At 65.4% G+C, this 20450-nt stretch carries 11 protein-coding genes; 10 read left to right on the forward strand and 1 reads right to left on the reverse strand.

Annotation, left to right across the window (positions count from 1 at the left end):
* Positions 1-75: 75 nt before the first annotated feature.
* The 6 genes from LC490_RS16685 to LC490_RS16710 all read left to right on the forward strand — a co-directional run bounded on the left by LC490_RS16685 (position 76) and on the right by LC490_RS16710 (position 11695).
* Positions 76-1677: a class I SAM-dependent DNA methyltransferase gene (locus tag LC490_RS16685; protein WP_223620917.1), complete on the forward strand. Its 1602-nt coding sequence runs from the start codon at positions 76-78 to the stop codon at positions 1675-1677.
* Positions 1667-3013 carry a restriction endonuclease subunit S gene (locus LC490_RS16690; RefSeq protein ID WP_223620918.1) on the forward strand — a complete coding sequence of 449 codons (1347 nt, stop codon included), beginning with the start codon at positions 1667-1669 and terminating at the stop codon, positions 3011-3013. Before LC490_RS16685 ends, LC490_RS16690 begins: the two co-directional genes overlap by 11 nt.
* Before the next feature lie 258 nt (positions 3014-3271).
* Positions 3272-5878, forward strand: coding sequence for a DUF4268 domain-containing protein (locus LC490_RS16695; RefSeq protein WP_223620919.1), 2607 nt, complete (start codon positions 3272-3274; stop codon positions 5876-5878).
* Positions 5879-5915: 37 nt separating this feature from the next.
* Entirely contained in the window at positions 5916-6773 is an 858-nt protein-coding gene (dinD, locus tag LC490_RS16700) for a DNA damage-inducible protein D (protein WP_223620920.1), read from the forward strand.
* A 100-nt stretch (positions 6774-6873) separates the two neighbouring features.
* Positions 6874-9993 carry a type I restriction endonuclease subunit R gene (locus LC490_RS16705; RefSeq protein ID WP_223620921.1) on the forward strand — a complete coding sequence of 1040 codons (3120 nt, stop codon included), beginning with the start codon at positions 6874-6876 and terminating at the stop codon, positions 9991-9993.
* A gap of 307 nt (positions 9994-10300) precedes the next feature.
* On the forward strand, positions 10301-11695 hold the full coding sequence (locus tag LC490_RS16710) for an aspartate aminotransferase family protein (protein WP_223620922.1): 1395 nt from the start codon (positions 10301-10303) through the stop codon (positions 11693-11695).
* A 106-nt stretch (positions 11696-11801) separates the two neighbouring features.
* Here LC490_RS16710 and LC490_RS16715 read toward each other — a convergent pair whose 3' ends face one another.
* Positions 11802-13112, reverse strand: a complete 1311-nt coding sequence (locus LC490_RS16715; protein WP_223620923.1) for an iron-containing redox enzyme family protein — start codon at positions 13110-13112, stop codon at positions 11802-11804.
* A 719-nt stretch (positions 13113-13831) separates the two neighbouring features.
* Between LC490_RS16715 and LC490_RS16720 the strand changes: the two genes are divergently transcribed.
* The 4 genes from LC490_RS16720 to LC490_RS16735 all read left to right on the forward strand — a co-directional run bounded on the left by LC490_RS16720 (position 13832) and on the right by LC490_RS16735 (position 20305).
* The gene (locus tag LC490_RS16720; protein ID WP_161786080.1) at positions 13832-15019 is read left to right on the forward strand and encodes a S1 family peptidase; all 1188 of its coding nucleotides are present in this window, start codon (positions 13832-13834) and stop codon (positions 15017-15019) included.
* Positions 15020-15362: 343 nt separating this feature from the next.
* Entirely contained in the window at positions 15363-17807 is a 2445-nt protein-coding gene (locus LC490_RS16725) for a hypothetical protein (RefSeq protein ID WP_223620924.1), read from the forward strand.
* Positions 17808-17840: 33 nt separating this feature from the next.
* Positions 17841-19625: a hypothetical protein gene (locus LC490_RS16730; RefSeq protein WP_223620925.1), complete on the forward strand. Its 1785-nt coding sequence runs from the start codon at positions 17841-17843 to the stop codon at positions 19623-19625.
* Complete coding sequence (locus LC490_RS16735) at positions 19622-20305, forward strand: hypothetical protein (RefSeq protein ID WP_223620926.1); 684 nt, start codon at positions 19622-19624, stop codon at positions 20303-20305. The genes LC490_RS16730 and LC490_RS16735 overlap by 4 nt, the downstream gene beginning before the upstream one ends.
* The last annotated feature ends 145 nt before the right edge of the window (positions 20306-20450 follow it).

Raw genomic sequence — 20450 nt, forward strand, 5'->3', positions numbered from 1 at the left:
TGATCGACTCGCTCCTACGCGAGCAGTCCGAGCTCACCGAATCCCTCTGGGCGGACCCCCTTGAAGACTGATTCTATGACCAACGAAGAATTCAAACGCACCCTCTGGGACGCTGCCGACAAGCTGCGCGGCTCGGTGGCGGCGGCGCAGTACAAGTACCCCGTGCTCGGGATGGTGTTCCTGAAGTACGTGTCGGACATGTACGACGCGCAGTCGTTGGTGATCCGCAATCGCATCGCCGAGCCGGACAGCCCGATCTACATCGAGGATGCGGCCACACGCAAGGAAAGCGAGGACGTGTTCGTCGGCGACAAGACGTTCTACGACATGGACAACATCTTCTGGATTCCGCCCGACGCGCACTACAGCGTGCTGCTGGCACAGGCCACCGCACCGGATCTGGCGCAGCGCCTCGACAAGGCCATGGGCGCGATCGAAGCGGATAACCCGCGACTCAAGGGCGTGCTATACCGCGAATTCTCGCGGCTGGAGCTGGAGCCTGGCAAGCTCGGCGAGCTGATGGGCCTCGTCGCGCGGCTGAAGTTCGACCCGAAGAAGCACGATAGCCGCGACGTATTCGGCGAGGTGTACGAGTACTTCCTCGGCCAGTTCGCGATCAAGGAAGGCGCGCGGGCCGGCGAGTTCTACACGCCCAAGAGCGTGGTCAACCTGCTGGTGGAAATCCTCGCACCGTTCAAGGGCACCATATATGACCCGGCCTGCGGCTCGGGTGGCATGTTCGTGCAGTCGGCGCGCTTCAAGGACGCGCACCAGAAGCAACTGAAGAAAAAGGGCGATCTCGCCATCTACGGCCAGGAGCTGATGGCTGCCACCCGCCGCCTGTGTCTGATGAACCTCGCGGTGCACGGCCTCGACGGCGACCTTGGCGCCAGCTACGGCGACACCTTCGCCAACGACCAGCACAAGACCCTGCGCGCAGACTACGTGCTGGCCAACCCCCCGTTCAACATCTCCGACTGGGGCGGCGACAAGCTTGCCGACGACCCGCGCTGGGTGCACGGCATCCCACCGAAGGGCAACGCCAACTTCGCCTGGCTGCAGCACATGCTGGCGCGCCTGTCCGCGCGCGGCCGTGCCGGCATCGTGCTGGCCAACGGCTCGATGAGTTCGCAGCAGAGCGGCGAGGGCGAGATCCGCCGCGCCATGGTGCAGGCCGACGTGGTCGAGTGTATGGTCGCGCTACCGGGACAGCTGTTCTCCAACACGCAGATCCCCGCGTGCCTGTGGTTTCTGTCGAAGGACAAGAGCACGGGCGGTAACGGCAAGGTGGACCGGCGCCGGCAGGTCCTCTTCATCGACGCGCGCAAGGCGGCGAGCGGACGCATCAACCGCACCCAGATCGAATTCACCGACGAGGACCTGCAGCGCGTGGCGCAGGTCTATCACCGTTGGCGCGGCAGCGATTTTAGTGCAGGCGGCGAATACGCTGACGTGCCGGGCTTCTGCTACAGCGCCTCGCTCGCTGATGTGGAGAAGCACGGCTTCGTGCTGACGCCAGGTCGTTATGTAGGCGCGCAGGCGGAAGAGGATGACGATGAAGTCTTCAACGAGAAGATGGAACGGCTGACTGCGCAGTTAGCCGAGCAGATGACGCTGGGAAAGCAATTGGATACTGCTATCAGGGAGAAATTAGGAGCGCTCGGATATGGTCTCTAAGTGGCCAGAGTGCCGGCTCGAAGAACTTGCGGAGCCGAAGGGCGGATCGATTGCGATTGGGCCATTCGGATCGCGGCTCAAAGCAGAGTCCTATGTCAACGATGGCGTCGCGGTGATCCGAGGGACGAATCTCGGCCCCGGAACTCCGCTTGTCGGCGAATTTGTGTACATAACACCCGAAAAGGCATCTGAACTCGGCAACGCCAATCTGAAGGCTAGCGATCTTGTGTTTCCGCATCGCGGAGCAATCGGCGAGGTCGGCATCGTGCCGAATGATGGTCGCCCTTACGTTCTGTCAACGAGCCTGATGAAGATATCACTCGACCAGGCGAGAGCGATTCCTGAGTTCTACTACCTTTTTTTTAAAAGCTCTCGTGGTCAGGCCGAGCTTCTGAAGAATGCGTCGCAGGTAGGAACACCAGGCATTGCGACACCGCTGAAGTCTCTCAGACAGTGCGTGGTTCCATGTCCGACTATGGAGGAGCAGTTTGATGCTGTTGATGCACTGCTCAGTATTGATAGCCGCATCAAGAATCTTCGCCAAACTAACGCTATCCTCGAAGCCATCGCCCAAGCCCTGTTCAAGTCCTGGTTCGTGGACTTCGACCCCGTGCGCGCCAAGGCCGAAGGCCGCGAGCCGGAAGGTATGGACGCCGCCACCACCGCCCTGTTCCCCAGCGAGTTCGAGGATTCCGAACTCGGCCCGATTCCGAAGGGCTGGCGCGTGGATGAGATCGGTCGCGTGGTTGCTTGCGTTGGAGGCGCCACGCCGAGCACCAAGGAGGAGAGCTTCTGGATCGATGGAACGCACCACTGGGCGACCCCTAAAGATCTTTCGGGTCTGCAAGCCCCGATCCTGACTACCACGGAGCGGCTTATTACAGATACGGCTGTCGCCCGTATCAGCAGCGCTCTGTTGCCTGCCGGAACTTTGCTTATGTCGTCACGGGCGCCGATCGGATATCTCGCCATCGCCGCTGTTCCAACTGCAATCAATCAAGGATTCATCGCGATGCCACCTGGAGGTCAGTTGCCGCCCAGCTATCTGTTGTTCTGGGCGCGATTGAACATGGAATTGATCAAGCAGAAGGGGAACGGATCAACTTTCATGGAGATCAGCAAGGCCGCTTTTCGCCCAATCAAGGTATGCGTGCCAAGCCCCCAAGCAATTGCTGCGTTCGAGATAATCACGGGACCGCTGCTCAAACGAATCGAGTTGAACGAATACCACGCGGCCGCGCTAACCCAAGCCCGCGACACCCTCCTCCCCCGCCTCATCTCCGGCAAGCTCCGACTGCCCGAGGCCGAGCGTGAGACCGAGGCCGCCCTCGCATGAGTTATGCCTGTTCGATCTGTGCCAGTCCGCTGCAGCCGATGTTTCGCTATCCGCATTGCGTCTGCGAAACCTGCGCCAGCCGCGCGGCCAGCGCCGACGGCCGTCCGCTGGCGCCCGGCAATGTAAGCCTCAGCGGTGGATTCATCGCCCAGTGCGCCGACACGGGCGGAGCTTACGAAAGCACGCCTGCTGGATCGACGGCATCCCCTGCCGCGCCGACGAACGCCGCTTCGGCGGCATCGTAATAGAGGTAGTTGCATGAAGGCCAGCATCCATACCCTCGGCCAGGTGCTGTACTCGCCAAGCCAGTACGTGATCCCGGTATTCCAGCGCAATTACCGCTGGGAGCTGCCGCAGTGGCAGCGGTTGTGGGACAGCCTGGAGGAGATTCAGCAGCCCGAGAAGACCAGTAATCACTTCATGGGGTTCCTGGTCTACGTGGTCGGTGGCACGCCGCAGCCGGGACAGAATACGCGCTTCCACCTGATCGATGGCCAGCAACGCCTGACCACGCTGTCACTGCTGTTGGCGGCGATCCGCAACGTGGCACGGCGGCGCGGCGACGACGAGTTGGCGCAGGAGCTGCACGACGATTACCTGGTGCACCCGCGCAAGAAGGGCGATCAGCATTACCGCCTGCTGCCCAAAGAGCACGACCAGGACGCCTTCGTCGCACTGGTGTCCGGCAAGGCGGCGTTGCCCGGGCGCATGGCGCAGGCGGTGGCATTCTTCGAGCGCGTGCTGGACAACAAGGCGGAAACGCAGGCCGACACCCTACGCCGTGTGTTCGAGGTGGTGTGCCAGCGCCTGGATTTCATGGGCGCCACACTGGAGAGCGAGAACGCGTACAGCATCTTCAAGAGCCTCAATTCCACCGGCGTGCCGCTGAGCCAGGCCGACCTGATCCGCAACTTCGTGTTCATGCATGTGCATCCGGATGTGCAGGACGAGTTCGACACGGAGCTGTGGCGTCCGCTGGAAGCAGGCTTCACCGCTGTCGACGGGCGGCTGGACGAGGACAGTTTCGCCCGCTTCTTCCGCGACCTGCTGATGTCGGAAGGTCAGTACGTGCCGCCGAAGCTGACCTTCGCCACCTTCGAGGCGCGACACGAGGACACCGGGTTCGATCCGCTGGCGTTGACCCGTGTTCTCACCCAACGATCCGCCCAGTACCTGGCCATCGCCAGCCGCGCCGCCGACCGCGACCCAGGCGTAACCCGGGCACTGGCGCGCCTCAACCGCCTGGACAGTTCCACCACCTGGCCGCTGCTGCTGTGGCTGTTCGCGCAGCGCGATGCCGGAGCGCTGGACGCCGCAGGGCTGGCGCGCGCCGTGGACATGCTGTGCGGCTTCATCCTGCGCCGCTTCGTCGCGGGCGAGACCTCGCGCGGTTACGGCGAGATGTTCGTGCGAGCGATCCGCGACACGTCGGGCGATAACACGGGCGAACCGGTAGCGGCGCTGGAGCAGTTCCTGCTGCAGCGCGGCTGGCCGGACGACGCGCGTTTCATCGAGGCTTTCACCCGCTTCCCGCTGTACAAGCGTGGTTACGCCCGCGAGGTGCTGGAAGCGCTGGAGCTGGCGCGGGGACACAAGGAGCAGGGTTCGCTCGCACAGGCGCAGATCGAGCACGTCCTGCCGCAGACCCTCAGCGACGAGTGGGCCGATGCACTGGGCGAAGAAGCGGAGCGCGTGCATGGCGAATGGCTGCACCGCCCCGGCAACCTGACCTTGTCGGCGTACAACCAGGAAGTCGGAAATCAACCGTTCGCGATAAAGCGCGCGCGCTTCATCCAGTCCAATGTCGTGCTGACCCGCGAGGTGGCCGATAACGCGCATTGGGGCGAGGCCGAGATCCGCGAGCGCGGCGAGCGCATGGCCAGGGAAGCAACGCAGCTGTGGCAAGGACCGAAGGAACCGTATGCTGCCGAGGCCGAGTCCGCGCAGGACCGGGAAGGACGGCAAGTGCGGCTGGCGTTCTGGACTGGCCTCGCCGCACACCTGGCGGCGGCGCACCCCGAGTTGCCGGAGGTGGAACCGGAGCCCAAGCGTATCCTGCGCTTCAAGGCCCGCGTGCCGCAGGTGCGCGTCGGGCTTCGCTTCAAGGTGCAGGACGGGTCGGTGGCCTTGATGCTCCGCTTCAAGCCCAAGGCGCGATCGCTGTGGCAAATGCTGCGCGACGGGCCAGACCTTCCCAACGGCTGGGTCGGCCAGGAGTGGGACTTCGATGCCGATGAAGCGGGCGACGCTGTCATGACGCTGGAATGTGCTGCCGCCAGCAAGGACAGCGGCTACTGGCCCGCGCTGTACGACTGGTTGGGTTCCAAGCTGGCGCTGGTGCATGCGCAGGCACTGCCATGGCTGCGCGAATCGATCGGCGCGAACGCAGACGATGACGATGAAGCCGATGACGACAGCAAGGTGCTGTCGCCCACGCGGCAACGGCAGCTCGCATTCTGGAAACAGCTGGTGGCGCGCGTGTCGGCGCAGTCCGACGTGGTGCGTCCGCAGAAGCCTGCACCGCAGAGCTGGATCAACATTTCGATCGGCCGCGCTGGCTTTGGCGTCATCCCGACCGTTAACCAGCAGGCGGGTCGGCTGGGTGTCGAAATCATGGTGGCCGGCAAGCAGCCCAAGCTGCATTTCAAGCAGCTGCTGGCGCGGAAGGACGAAATCGAACAGCAGCTCGGCTTCGCGCTGGAGTGGCTGGAGCTGCCCGATGCCCATCAATGCCGCATTGTGTCGTGGCGCAACGACAGTCCGCTGCAGGACGATGCGCGCTGGGACGAGTTCGCCGAGTGGATGGCCGATCGGATCATCCGCATGGACGCAGCGTTCAGGCCGCTGGTCAGGGCGTTGCCTTGAAGGCCATCTTTTAGGCCATCAGTCACAAGGAGTGGACATGAAGAAGGAACTGATTACCCGCTTGCATCGCAGCTTCGAGGACGCCGCCCACGAACAGGACGGCGTGGAGTTCTGGCTGGCGCGCGAGCTGCAGGAACTGCTGGGTTACGCCACGTGGCGGCGCTTCGAGGAAGTCATCGAACGGGCCAAGATCGCGTGCGCCAATGCGGGGCAGCCGGTGGCGGACCATTTTGCCGACGTCGGCAAAATGGTCGACGTTGGGTCCGGGGCGTCCCGGGAAATCGCCGACCTGGCGCTGACCCGCTACGCCTGTTACCTGATCGCCCAGAACGGCGATCCGCGCAAGGCAGAGATCGCCTTCGCCATGACCTACTTCGCGGTGCAGACCCGCAAGCAGGAACTGATCGAGCAGCGTATCGCCGAGCAGGAGCGACTGCAGGCGCGCGACAAGCTGACCCTGTCGCAGAAGGAACTGGCCGGCGTGCTGTTCGAACGCGGCATCGATGGACAGGGATTTGCGCGCATCCAGAGCAAGGGTGATGCCGCGCTGTTTGGCGGGCTCAGCACGCAGGACATGAAGAATCGGCTGGCGGTGCCGGGCAGCCGCCCGTTGGCGGACTTCCTGCCCACCATCACCATCAAGGCCAAGGACTTCGCCAACGAGGTCACCAACCTGCAGGTGAAGCAGCAGGACCTGCGCGACGAGCCAAGCATCACCCGCGAGCACGTCAGCAACAACCAGGACGTGCGCAGGATCCTCACCGATCGTAATATCCGGCCGGAGGCGTTGCCGGCGGACGAGGACGTAAAAAAAGTCGAGCGTCGGCTCAAGTCGGATGAGAAAAAGTTGCCGCGGGCTGGAGTCGGCAAGGGGAAGCGGAAACCGAAGGGCTGATCGCCATGCGATAGCCAGCTTGTCCATGGCGACATGGCGGATCCATACGATAGGCGGCGTTGAACATGGAGGGTTCACGAACTGCCAGCGAGGGGAAGGGATGAAGGAGAACCATCTGGAAGAGGTCTGCCTGGACTGGCTGCAGGGGCTGGGTTGGACCCGCATGCACGGCGAGGCGCTCGCGCCCGGGGGCAGCGAAGCGGCGCGCGAGCGCTGGTCGGAGGTGGTGCTGGCGCCGCGCCTGCGTGAAGCGGTGACACGCCTCAATCCCGGACTGGCGGGCGCGGAGATCGATGTGGCTGTCGCGCGGCTGTCCGGCTACGGCGCACAGTCGCTGGTCGACGGCAATCGGGAGCTGTACGACTGGCTGCGCAATGGCGTGCCGGTCGAACGCACGGAACGCGATGGGCGCCGTTCGGTCCTGCGGGTGCGGGTGATCGATTTCGAGGACGGGCAGAACGAGTTGCTCGCCGTGCAGCAGTTCACGATACAGGGGCAGAAGCTGCGGCGGCCGGACATCGTATTGTTCGTCAACGGGCTGCCGCTGGTGGTGATCGAGCTGAAGAACCCGGCCGATCTCAATGCGGATTTCGAATCTGCCTACAACCAGATCCAAACCTACAAGGCGGACATCCCGCAGCTGTTCTGGTTCAACCTGTTCAATGTCATTTCTGATGGAACGGTTGCGCGCTACGGCTCTGTCAGCGCGGACCTTCCGCGACATTCACGTTGGCGTTTGCTGGACGGGAAAAAGGTCGGCAAGGCGCAGCTCGAACTCGAAGTACTGATGCGTGGCCTGCTGGAGCCGCGCACGCTGCTGGATTTCCTTCGCGGCTTCGTCGCCTATGGCGGAGCCGATGGTGGCGCTAGCTTCAAGATCATTGCGCAATGGCACCAGTATCACGGCGTGCAGCGGGCCGTGGAGCGGGCCGTAGATGCGCTGGTGCATCGCAAGGATGGCAAGGGCGGGGTGATCTGGTTTACCCAGGGATCGGGCAAGTCGCTATTGGCGCTGTTCTATGTCATGGCATTGCGCGACCGTGCGGAGTTTGGCAACCCGACCGTAGTTCTGGTGACCGACCGCAACGACCTAGACGGGCAGCTGTTTGAAACCTTCGCCGACAGTGCATGGTCGCTGCGCGCCACGCCGCAGCAGGCAGACAGCCGTGAGGATTTACGGGACAAACTGACGCAGGTTCAGGCCGGCGGCATCTTCTTCACCACGATCAACAAGTTCGCTCCTCGCGCGGGCGAGGGGGGCATCCCGGTCTTGTGCGACCGCTCGAATGTCATCGTCATCGCGGACGAGGCGCACCGCACTCAATACGGATTCACTGCACAACTGGACATCGTCAGCGGGCAGACCAAGTACGGCCTCGCGAAATACATGCGCGATGCGCTGCCCAATGCGATCTACCTGGGCATGACTGGCACACCTGTCAGCCTGGACGATCGGGATACAGAAGCGGTGTTCGGTACCTATGTCGACGTGTACGACATGATCGCTGCGCAGGAGGACGAAGCCGTCGTTCCCGTCAGCTACGAGTCGCGGATCATCGAGTTGCGCTTCAACGAAGCCGAGAAGCAGGCGCTCATGGATGAGTTCCTCGAGGTCACCGAGGACGAGGACGCCAGCGAGCAGGGACGCACCGCCAGTCGCCACACGCGCCTGGAGGCATTGGCGATGGCGGAGGGCCGGCTCGCTACACTCGCGGCCGATCTGGTGTTGCACTGGGAAGCACGCACGCAATCACTCGCGGGAAAAGCGATGATCGTGGCGATTTCGCGCGAGGCGGCGATCCGCCTGTACGACGAAATCGTGAAGCTTCGGCCCGACTGGCATGATGCGGACATCAACAAGGGCCGCATCAAGATCGTGATGACCGGCAGTTCGTCCGATCCGCTGCACTTCCAGCCGCACCGCACCGACAAGGCGCAGCGCAAACTGCTTGAGAAGCGCTTCAAGGACGCCGACGATTCGCTCGAGCTGGTGATCGTGCGCGACATGTGGCTGACCGGCTTCGATGCGCCACCGGTGCATTCGCTGTACGTCGACAAGCCGATGCAGGGTCATGGGCTGATGCAGGCGATCGCGCGCACCAACCGCATCTGGAAAGGAAAGCCGGGTGGCCTGATCGTCGATTACATCGGTATCGGCGAGGAGCTGAAAAAGGCGATCAGGCAGTACACGCGGGACGCGGGCAGCGAGCGCGAGCCGGTGGATACATCAGGCCAGGCGTTGGCGATCCTGTTGGATACGCTCGACGTCGTCCGTCGTGAGTTCTTCCATGGCTTCGACTACGCGGGATTCGCTGATCCGAAGCACGCGCTGGCGCTGCTGGGCCCGGCGATGGAGCACGTTCTGCAGATCGATCCCGAACCGGATGAGAAGGGCCGCAATCGTGGCGTTCGCGCGTACCTCGACCAAGTAGCCAAACTGACAAAGGCGCAGGCACTCGCGGGTACGCGCGCCGAAGCCATGGCGCTGCGTGAGGAGATCGCCTTCTTCCAGGCAGTGCGCGTGTGCCTGATCAAACTGACGCGAGCGGGTGAAGGCCGTTCGAGGTTGGAGAAGGAAGCGGCGTTGCGGCAGCTTGTCGCCAAGGGCGTGCTGGTCGAAGGCGTCAACGACATCTTCGGCACGCTTGGCCTTGGCAAACCGGACATCTCTCTGCTGGACGAGAAGTTTCTGGCGCAGATCCGCGAAATGCCCACGAAGAATCTCGCCGCGGAGCTGCTGGAGCGGCTCATTGCCGATCAGGTGCGTGCGCGAGGCATGCGTAACGCCATGCAAGGTAAGGAGTTCACCGAGCGGCTGGAGGAAGCCATCGGGCGCTATCAGAACCGGGCCATCACCACGGTGGAAGTCATTGAGGAACTGATAAAGCTAGCGAAGGAGATCAATGCTGCGCGACCGCCGCACGGCTTAAGCGAAGAGGAGTATGCGTTCTATCAGGCGCTCATCGACAACGAGTCTGCCGTTCGCGAGCTGGGAGATCCGCTGCTTCGAGCCTTGGCGCAGGAGTTGACCGACAAGTTGCGTAGGTCAGCCACCATCAATTGGCAAAACCGGCCTTCATCTCGAGCCAAGATGATGGCAATGGTGAAGGTACTTCTCGCAAAGTACCGATATCCACCCGACAAGCAACCCGAAGCCACGGAGAAGCTCATGGCTCAAGCCGAGTTGCTGGCTGACACTTGGGCACTGGAAGCGGCCTAGCCGTGAGAGGGGGCGGAATGAGGCAGATCTTGAGTCAGTCGTGGGTTGATGTTCGCAGCAAGTAAAACTTGACCCGAGTAGGAAAAAAATTGGGGGCTGGGCGCTGCGTCTCGTCGTAGGCCTGGCTCGTGCCACGGGATCTCCGCTTCTGTGCGAGCTGGCGGAGGAGACTTCCCTCGGCTCCTGGAAGCTGTTGAAGTAGTGAGGCGCGGCACTGGCGGGGCCGTGCCCGGGCGCACGATAGTGGTCGCCGGGCGATGCGAACCGTCAACCGAGCGCTGTCCCCGCCATCGGAGTCGAGACCGAGATGACCGATACCGAGATCCAGACCGAACAGATTGCGACTGCCGCGGCGACGTCTGCCGCTGGAAAATCTGCGGCCTACCGGAACGACCGCGCCCATGTCGTGCATTCGTGGTCGGCGCAAGCTTCCCTGGATCCGGTGGTGGTTGCCGGAGGCAGCGGTTCGCGCTTCTGGGACGAGACCGGCAGGACGTGGCTGGATTTCTCCAGCCAATTGGTCAACGTCAATCTCGGCCACCAGCACCCCAAGCTGATCGCCGCGATCCAGGCTCAGGCCGAGCGTCTTTGCACGCTCGCGCCCTATCACGCGAACGAAGCCACGGCCGAAGCGGCGCGATTGATCGCGCAAGCGGCACCCGGCGATCTCGACAAGGTGTTCTTCACCAGCGGCGGCGCCGAAGCGGTGGAGAACGCGGTGCGCATCGCCAGGCATCACACCGGTCGCATCAAGGTCCTGTCGGCGTATCGCAGCTATCACGGCGCCACCGCCGGCGCGATATCGCTGACCGGCGATCCGCGCCGTTGGGGCGCCGAACCCGGCATGCCCGGGACGGTCAAGTTCTGGGGGCCGTACGCGTATCGCTCGGCCTTCCATTCCGACTCCGAGGCGCAGGAGTGCGAGCGCGCGCTGGCGCACCTGGCCGATGTGCTCATGGTCGAGGGCCCGCATACCGTGGCGGCCGTCGTACTGGAGTCCGTCGTCGGCGGCAACGGCGTCCTGGTTCCGCCGGACGGCTACCTGCGCGGCGTACGCGAGCTGTGCGACCGGCACGGCATCGTCATGGTGGCCGACGAAGTCATGGCGGGGTTCGGGCGCTGCGGCGAGTGGTTCGCGATCGATCGCTGGGGCGTGGTCCCGGACCTGATCACCTTCGCCAAGGGCGTCAACTGCGGTTATGTCCCTCTGGGCGGCGTGATCATCAGCGAGCGTATCGCCCAGACCTTCGCTCACCGCGTATTCCCGGGAGGCCTGACCTATTCGGGCCACCCCTTGGCCTGTGCGGCCGCCGTCGCCTGTCTGAACGTGTATCGGGAGGAAGGCATCATCGAGCGCGTTCGCCGCCTCGGCGAGGAGTTGGTGCGGCCCGAGCTGGAAGCACTCAAGAGCCGGCATCCGTCCATCGGCGAGGTGCGAGGCCTCGGCATGTTCTGGGCCTTGGAGCTGGTGCGCGATCCGGTCAGCCGCGAGCCGCTGGTTCCGTACAACGCGGCCGGCGCCGACAACCGGCCCATGGCCGAGTTCGCAGCGGCGTGCAAGGACAAGGGGCTGTGGCCTTTCGTCCACTTCAACCGAGTGCACATCGCTCCGCCGCTCAACATCGGCGAAGCCGATCTGCGGACGGGGTTGGTCATCATCGACGATGCATTGCACGTCGCCGACCGTTATCTGGCCCAATAACCGAGCCTTGGCCAAGCCGCTCCTCGCTTCGTGCAGCGCCTGAATCAGAGGCGTCCTGCCGCAGTGAAAGGAAGCCCGAAGATACCGGGCTTCCTTCCATGCCGCATCAGGCGGTGGCGGCTTTCTCCACCAGCGCATCCAGGCCGAAGATGTCGCGGGTGCTGTCGGAGAAGATCACCGAGAACACTTCATCATGGTTGCGGAAGGCCTTGAACTCGAGCGAGTTGCCGCTCGGGTCGCTCAGGAACATGGTCGCGTGTTCGCCGGGCAGGTCGCGCATGCGCACGTGCGGCGGATCGATGAACGCATGCCCCCGCGACTTGATGCGGTCGGCCAACGAACTCCAATCCTTCCAGTCGAGGTTCACTCCGAAGTGCGGCACCCGTACGGTCTCGCCGTAGAACGCAGACCCGAACGAGGTCGCGGCGCCCTCGCTGCCGCCCGGCGTCTGGTGGATGACCAGGTGATGGCCGTAGAAGTCGAGGTCGATCAGATTCCTGGTCGACCGGCCCTGTTTCGCGCCGAGCACCTCGCAATAGAACTGGCGGGCTTGTTCCAGGTCGTGCACGCCGATGGCCAGATGGAATTGACGGATGGCGCCGCCGCCGCGGTCGCCGGCCGGTCCGAGAATGATTTCGCCGACCGCGGCGCGTTCGGCGGCGTCATGGCCGTCGGGCATCGTCGCTGCGTCCTGGATGTTCTGCCAGAACGAGGTCCAGGCCGCCATGCTGTCGCAGAAACCGTCCTGCAGCGCCTCGACGCTGCCGTTGTCCATGGACGCGATCTCGTCGCTGATGAGCTTGCGCAGGTTCTCGCGATGGACGATGTCGTGCTCGCCGACGTGCAGCTCCCAGAACTTCCAGGCGATCGTGCCCTGGTGTTGTCGGATGTACGGGTTGCGCAGCAAATGCTGGTACAGGCGAGCGAGATAGATCTGGCAGACGCACTCGCCGCCCATGCCGCGCAAGCCGATGCCGTAGGCCGTGCTGTAGGCGGGGTCGATCAGATTGGAACGGGTCTGGTCCAACAACGCGATGTTGCCGGCCAGCGCCATGCTGTCCAGCGGCGGATGAGCGATCCCGAGGCTGCCCAGGAACTCGTCGTACAACTCCGGATGCGCTTGGGTGTGGTCGCCTTCGCCCAACTCGTCGAGGAGAATGTCGGCGAGGAAACTGCGCATCCGTCCGGGCTGCAGCCTGGCGATCAACAGCGCGATGTCGGTGATGTAATAAACGGTGAAGTAGCGGTACTGCGCCAGCAGCGAGAACAGGCGATCCGGGCTGGCGGTTTCGACGAAGGAGAACATGTCCTTCGCCTGTTCGACGGTTGCATCCTGCAGAGCGTCGGCGAGTTTCCAGAACTGGTCGATGTCGACGACCTTGGTCGAACACGGCTGTGGTGGCGAAACAGTCTTCATCTTTTGGTCCGTCCTGTGATGACGAGAGTGGATGACTTGGATTGCCCGGGCTGCGCCGATCCCCGTGTTCGCCGTGGCCCGCTCGATCGCGTGCCTGCGGTGTGGGGCCGCCGTGCACGCGCTTTGCTTCGATAGCCTTCGCCTGTGCCAGAAGGCCGCTCGTGATCGCGATGCAAGTCACGCGATTGGCCGGAACTGATGCGAGGCAGGTCACGTTATCAATCCGTCGCAGCACGTTCTGCGACGCCGGGAGCGTTCGATGAGGGCGCGGCAAGCCAGCCGAACGGCTGCGGTGCCGGGAGTCGTCGACACCGGACTGGTCGTCTATCGAAGCGTCAGCCTGTCGCAGTAGCTGTGACCCGCGACGCCGCCCGTTGTCGGGTGAGCTGAACAGGGGCGATGCGTTTCGACGAAGCGTTTCGACCCGGCCGGGGCCGCGCCGGGCGTGGAGCAGGCGCGATCGCCGCGATACGCAGAGTCTTCGGAGCAGCGCACGCAGCGCTATGCGGGCCCCGCGTCTGCAGCGACTGCGGCGCAGCCGTCGTTTTCCGGGTTTGTGATGCGGTGGCTAACGCCGCTGTGACCTGCGCAACTGCATCGCTCGCGCGGATGGGGTTAGCTGGGCGCGTCCGTCGAATGTACTCATCCGACGACATTCGCGACGGACCGCGACCGCGCCTAATCGCGCGGCTGGATGTTTCACACCAAAGGAGATGGGTATGTCGATCGTTCGAGACTGGCTGGACCGGACCGGTGCCGGCGTTGTGGTGTCGACCTTGCTTTGCTGCGTCGCGTTTACCGCCGGGGCATCGCAGATGAAGGTCAATTCGCAGATGCTAGGCGCCGCTCAGCGCGATCTGGATTTATCCGCAACCCAGGCCGCCCGCTGGCTGCAGTTGCAAGGCCAGGCGCCGGCGACGGCGGCGATTGCGCAGCGGCGCCTCGGCGCGCATTACGCGGGCACTTGGATCGAGCACGGGGATAACGATGAGGTGCGATTGGTCGTCGCTTCGTCCGATCCGCGCGCCCGGCTTACGCTCGAGGGCGTGCAACTGCGCAAGGTGCGTTACAGCCTGGTCGAATTGGAAGCGGCGAAAGCGCGGCTCGATCGCAGCGCGCGGGCGCGAGTGCCCGGCATCAGCCGGCCGCTCGACGGCGTGCACGCCTGGCATGTCGACCCGGCCAGCAACTCGGTGCTGATCAGCGTGGCGCCGGAGCAGATGGAGCGTGCGATCGATTTCGTAGCCCACAGCGGCGCCGGCAGCGGTTTGCTGCGTTTCACCGCCATGGAGGGCGTGCCGCAACCGACTGCGTCGGTCTACGCCGGCCGCGCTTACCAGAAGGGCGGCGGGTCTTCGTGCTCGGTCGGCTTCGCGGTGCGGCAAGGCGCGACCAAGGGCTTCGTCACCGCCGGCCATTGCGGCACGGTCGGCGAATCGATCTGGCTCGATGGCGCGCCAGCCGGTCACATCGCGGCGTCGGAGTTTCCCGGCGCCGACCGGGCCTGGGTGGCTCTCGGCGCGCAGCACGACGTGTTGCCGTGGGTGAGCAATTACGCCGGTGCATATTTCTACGTGCGCGGCAGTAACGAGGCCTTCCATGGCGCGATCGTCTGCCGGTCGGGTTGGAAGACCGGCTATCAATGCGGTTTCATCACCGCCAAGAACGTCACCGTGAACACGACCGGTGGCACCGTCTATGGCCTGACCCAGACCAATGCCTGCGCCGGTTACGGCGACTCCGGCGGCGGTTGGATCGACGTTTACGAGCACGCTCAGGGCGTGACCTCGGCGTCCAACATTCTCCCCGGTTTCGACCACAATTGCGGCCAGTTCACCGCGACGACCTGGTTCCAGCCGGTGAATCCGATTCTCGAGCTGTACGGGCTCAGCCTGGTCACGCTGTAGGCGGGTACTCGCAGTTCGCCGCCGCGCGCCGCGGCGCCATCGCAAGTCGTCGCAAGTCGCGACAGGAAACGGGAGCGCCTGGCGCTCCCGTTTTCTTTTTGCGCCCGCATCCGTATCGCTGCGCCGATCGGGCCATTGGATTAGCCGTCGCCAGGCGCGTCGCCGGTGCTGAATGCGCGATGCGCCGAATCCGTTTCATCCATGCAACGTCCTACGCCGCGCGGGCGTCGCGTTGTATTGCAGGTGATGGGCGCCGTGGGCGCACTCAATCGATACCCAGGACCCGACGAGGCCGGAACGCCTCGCCGGACAGCGTTCCGACGCTGATTTCAAGGAGAACCGCATGCCCCCGGGCCGTCTGCTCAATCTCAACCAGATCGTCGCCGGCGTGCGTCCGGCCGTCGCGGTCGCCCCCGCCAAGTCCATCAAGATCGCCATGCCCGTCGCGGCGCCCGCGGTGGTGGCGCCTGCCGTGATAGCACCTGCCGTGTTGGCGCCCGCAGCGCCCGCCGAAGTCGTCGCGCGTCCAGCGGTCATGCCGGCGATGCGGATCAACCCGGCGATGCTGCGCGCGCAACCGGCGATCATCGCTCAACTCGAAGGTCGGACGGTGCGGCCGCGCTTGAACGATCTGCGCCCGGGCTTGTTTCCGATCAAGGCCGATGCCGGTTTCGTACGTTCGCAGTCGCCGCATCCGATCAGCCCGAGCGCGACGCCCGACGACCGCTGTCTGTTCGAGGATCCGCATAACCCGCAGCAGCGCTATTGGCTGCCGCGCTATCGCGTGCGCAACGAGGGCGGCCGCTACGAGATCAAGGTCGCGCAGGCCCAGGACGGCCTGTGGGCGGTCAGCGTGGCGATGGAAACCTATCCGGCCGCCGAGATCGGCGACGCCGCGCGCAGTGCGCAGATGCTGCCGGTCGCGCGCGGTGCGGTGATCAGCTACCGCGCCGCCGGCACCGCAATCGAGCAACGCCTCCCGGTCGGCGAGTTGATCGACGACCCGCGCGGCGGCTGCGTGGCGATGCTGCGCCTGAGCCTGGCCGAACGCGATGCCTTGCTGCGTGCGTTCATGTCGAGCGAGTCGCAGGCGCGCCTGCTGATCTCGCGCGGCTACACCGTGGCGGTGCCGTTGCCGGCCAGCCCGGCGCCGGATGCGCCCAAGCGCCAGTTGATGATGATCAAGGGCCAGATGCTGCTGTCGCGGGCGCCGCAGGCGAGCGCGTCGGCGGCGGCCTTGTCGCGCGCGTCGGCGGCGAGCCTGCGGGTGACTCCGGCGGCGATGGTCAAGCCGGCGATGGGCAAACCCGAGATGAGCAAGCCGGCGATGATGGCGCGCGGCGCGGCGATGCCGGGCATGCGCATGCACATCAAGCGCCGCGGTTTCGACGGCGAGCCGATCATCGTCCAGCCCGAGCCGGAGCCGCTACCGCAGCCCGAGCCGCAACCCGAGCCGGCGCCGGAGCCGCGCTACGACGTTTCCAACCAGTCGCAGGACTGGGCGATCCCGCTGTTCTTCGAGCCGGTGCTGCATCCCTATCTGTATCCGTCAGGCGCCCAGCCCGGCCCGGCGGCGCCGCGTTGGGTGGTGCATTCGCTGCGCTATCCGGCCGGCGGCGGCCGCAGCCATGCCTATTTCCAGGACATGAGCGACCCGGCGCGCATCTATTACCTGCCGGATGCTTTCAAGCTCGCGCGCCGCAGCGAAGCGCCCCATGCGCCGTCGCTGGCGTTCCGCATCGACCAGGGCGCGGACGCCGACGACGCCAAGGTCGATCTGACCTGCGAAGTGCGCCCGGTCACCGACGGCGAGCGCCTGCTCGCCGCGCGCCGCGAACTGGCCAGCAAGGTGCCGGCCAGCGCCGACAACCCGCAGCGAGAGTTCGACCTGCGCCTGCTGCGCGCCAGCTCGACTTTGCAGTTGGCGCTGATGCGCGACGGCGCGATCCGCTTCGAGACGGTGCCGGCCGCGATCGACTGGGACAACGGTTTCACCGTCAACGAGCGTTTCGAGTTCGACGACTTCCAGGAAGTGTTCGCGGTGCTGATGTCGCTGTCGAACTCCAACCTGTTGCAAGGCAGCGTGGTGGTGTCGACCGGCATCAACGAGAACGTGATGGTGCCGGTCAAGCTCAACTTCGCCGACATGGAAGGCGAGCTGTTCCAGTCGATCGAAACTCCCGACCCGCAGACCGGCGCGGTGGCGGTGCGCTTGCTCAACGCCACCGAGAGCAAGTTGCGCATCGCCCGCCTGCCGACCTGGATCACGCGCGGCGAAGGCCTGGTCGAAGGTCGCATCGAAGGCCTGGACCTGAGCCAGCCGGTCGAGATCGCCCCGGAGCAGGGCGTCGATTTCGTGGTCCAGCCGGCCGCCGCCCTGAGCGGCAGCGCGCCGGCCGATGCGATTTTCAACACCGCCTCGGTGCGCAGCATTCCCGACGGCGAGGCGATCATGAAATACACCCTGGACGAGACCATCGACCAGCAAACGGTGCGTCCGGTGCGGCTCATGACCACGCCCGAGGTCTTGCTCAACGCCGGCCACGCCGCGGGCGAGATCGCCAGCATCATCGTCGAGTTCCGCGGCAACAAACGCGCCGTGCTCGACGCCGCCAACCTCGCCGTCGACGTCGACGTGCCGGTGCCGTTGATGGACATCCTGTTGCGCCGCGACAGCGAAGGCTTTTACGAGTACCGGCAGACGGTGATGTACAAATCGGGCCAGAGCCTGCCGAGCACGCCCTGGTGCCGCACCGACGAACCCGCCGTGTTGATCGCGGGGGCTTGAGCGATGTCGTTCTCGGGCCGCCCCGATTGGCGCATGCCGATGCAAGTCGGCGAACGTATCGCATTCGCCGCCTACGAGCGCCCCGGCGCGTTCCAGTTGCCGCCGGTGCTGCTCGCGGCGCACGGCGCCGGCAGCGAGCCGCCGATGAGGCTCGACATCTTCCAGCAGGATCGCGGCAGTGCCGGGCTGGAGCGCTTCTCGATCCTGTCGATCGCCTTCGCCGCCGAGTTTGGTCTCGACGAGGCCCGCCGCGCCGTTTTCGATGCCGGCCAGAATCTCGCCTTGTCGGCGTTGCCGAACGAAGGCGGCTGGTTGCGCCTGAGTGCGGTGGAGGCATTGGATCTGCCGCCGTCGCTCGGCGAGTTGTTGCCGCTCGACAGTGCCAGCCTGGGGTCGACGGGGCTGGCGGTACGCCTGGACAGCGCCGCCACCGATCTGTTCGTCGCCGCCTTGCAGCGCGGCCTGCTCGCGGTCGGCGGGCAGGCCTGGCTGCGCGTGCGCGGCGTCGCCGATCGCCTGCCGCTGACGGTGAACTTCGATCCGGCCGCGTTGTTGGCGGCGGTCAGGACCCTAGGCGGCGGCACCACCACATTGGACCTGGCGCTGTTGCGGCAGCGCTTGATCGAGGCGCCGCAGAGCATGGGCCTCGGCCTCGCGGCGAGCTCCGGCGATCTGCTCAAGGAGCCGCTCGCCGATGCGCTGATCGATCGCCTCGTCGTGCGCTATGCCAACCTGCTGCCGTCGCCGGCCGACGCCGCCACCGGCGTGCGCGTGGTCTTCGATGCCGCGGCGATGGCGACCGGTTCGGTGCGCTGGAATCTGTCCGAGCCGGTGCTGGCGCCGCGCCTGTTCGCGGTCGAAGCCGACCCGCTCGGCCCGCTGCGCACTTTGCCGGCGGCGAGCCTGCACGACACGGTGGTGCGCCGTCACGACGTGCGCAGCCTGAGCAGCGGCTGGCGTGCGATCACGGTGCGGCCGAACTTGCCGGAGCGGCGTATCGGCATCGTCCAGGCGCAGGTCGACGTGCAAGTGCCGGCCAAGCCGCCGGCGCGCATGTTCACGATCAAGGCCTCGGCGCGACTCGCAGCGGCGGATCGCCCGACCACCCTGGACCTGCGCCTGTCGCCGAAGGAAGAGCTCAATTACGCCTGGCAGGCTACGGCCCTGCTGCTGTCGGACGGGCGCGCCGAAACCATCAAGGGCCCGCTGCGCACCTCGAGCCGCGAGCATCTGTTGGTCGCGCCGGACGACTTCGGCCTGCGTTTCGTGCCGGTCGAGGCCGAGCCGGTGTTCGTCGAGCAGGCCGACATCGAAGTCGAGTGCAAAGGCCTGCGCAAAGGCAAGCCGTGGTCGGCGCGCGCGAACCTGGACCGCGGCTCGGCCAGCTTCGCCTTCGCCATTCCGGCCGACGTCGAGCAGGCGACCATCCGCGCCAACGCGCGTGCGCGCAGCGACGGCACCCAGCGGGCGATGGCGCCGGTCGACGCCGAAGCTTTGCGCCTGGATGCCTTCAGCTTCGAAGGCAGCGGCTCGCGCGAGCTGGCCCTGCATTGCGAATTCGACGACGACGCGCCGCAGCGGGTGATCGAAATCGCGCCCGAAGACGCCGTCGACCAGCCTGCACGACGCAGGCAGGTGAGATTCACCCGCAGCGCGCCGCAGGCGCAGTGGATCTGGCTGTCGCTGTCGCCGTTCCGTTCCGGCTATCGCTGGCGCTGGTCGGCGCAGTCGCCCTGGTCCGAGGTGCTGCAACCCGACACGCCGCTGCAGTTGCACAGCAGCGACGCCCCAAGGACGACGATCGGAGAACGCACATGAGTGCCGGCGACAGCAGCGACAATTACGAAGACATTCTCGGCGTGTGGGTGGCGCCGGCCGACGAAGCGGCGACCTGGCATTACCGCGCCCGTTCGCCGGGACTGGCCAGCGGCGCCGACGGCCGGCCGCAGTTCAATCTGATGAGCGTCGGCAGCGTGGTCATGCTGGCCCTGACCAGCGCCTGGGGCGTGTCGGCGGCGACCTTGGATGCGATCCGGGTCGAACTGGCGGGGCGCGCGCAACTGCCGCTGGAGCGGGTGACGCTTCGGCAGGCGCCGGTGACGGTCGACGGCGCAAGCCTGATGCTCGGCGACGGCCAAGGCGCTTATATCGCGCTGGCCCACAGCAAATCGTCTGGCGTGCCGCCTTACCACGCCGCCTTCAACGTCATGCTCGACGGCGAGCAGGCGGCGAAGGTGCGCAAGGCACTGCAAGGCGAGCACGGTTGGATGGCGGTGCGCTACGCCGTCACCGATGCCGCGCCGATGCGGCGCAGTGCGTCGGCCTATCAGAGCGAATCGGTCGAGGTCGATCTGTCGTTGCGCTCGCGCCAGGGCGATGAGGCGATGAGCGCCGGCTTATACCGGCAAAGCCAGGTCGACACCGACGACGGCGGCGATGCCGACGGAACACAGCAGTACACGGCCGATGCCGCCGATTGGGGTCTGCCGCGTAGCTAGAGTTGCGGGTCGGTCGCCGTCGTGCGCGGCGGCCGGCCCGGTTGGATCGTCTCGCGACCGCGAACGCGCTGGCATACGCCGTTCGCGGAGCGGTTCGGGTCCGTGGGTGACGCGCATTGCGTCGGCGGCGATGCCGCCAGGGAAA

Origin of the sequence: Lysobacter sp. ESA13C (assembly GCF_019970005.1) — a bacterium.
Classification (GTDB): domain Bacteria; phylum Pseudomonadota; class Gammaproteobacteria; order Xanthomonadales; family Xanthomonadaceae; genus Lysobacter; species Lysobacter antibioticus_B.

Bases quoted from the DNA above. Each gene is read 5' to 3' on its own strand.
- LC490_RS16720 (WP_161786080.1), top strand. From the start codon at position 13,832: ATGTCGATCGTTCGAGACTGGCTGGACCGGACCGGTGCCGGCGTTGTG.
- LC490_RS16735 (WP_223620926.1), top strand. From the start codon at position 19,622: ATGAGTGCCGGCGACAGCAGCGACAATTACGAAGACATTCTCGGCGTG.
- LC490_RS16695 (WP_223620919.1), top strand. From the start codon at position 3,272: ATGAAGGCCAGCATCCATACCCTCGGCCAGGTGCTGTACTCGCCAAGC.
- LC490_RS16705 (WP_223620921.1), top strand. From the start codon at position 6,874: ATGAAGGAGAACCATCTGGAAGAGGTCTGCCTGGACTGGCTGCAGGGG.
- LC490_RS16690 (WP_223620918.1), top strand. From the start codon at position 1,667: ATGGTCTCTAAGTGGCCAGAGTGCCGGCTCGAAGAACTTGCGGAGCCG.
- LC490_RS16725 (WP_223620924.1), top strand. From the start codon at position 15,363: ATGCCCCCGGGCCGTCTGCTCAATCTCAACCAGATCGTCGCCGGCGTG.
- LC490_RS16715 (WP_223620923.1), bottom strand. From the start codon at position 13,112: ATGAAGACTGTTTCGCCACCACAGCCGTGTTCGACCAAGGTCGTCGAC.
- LC490_RS16730 (WP_223620925.1), top strand. From the start codon at position 17,841: ATGCCGATGCAAGTCGGCGAACGTATCGCATTCGCCGCCTACGAGCGC.
- LC490_RS16710 (WP_223620922.1), top strand. From the start codon at position 10,301: ATGACCGATACCGAGATCCAGACCGAACAGATTGCGACTGCCGCGGCG.
- dinD (WP_223620920.1), top strand. From the start codon at position 5,916: ATGAAGAAGGAACTGATTACCCGCTTGCATCGCAGCTTCGAGGACGCC.
- LC490_RS16685 (WP_223620917.1), top strand. From the start codon at position 76: ATGACCAACGAAGAATTCAAACGCACCCTCTGGGACGCTGCCGACAAG.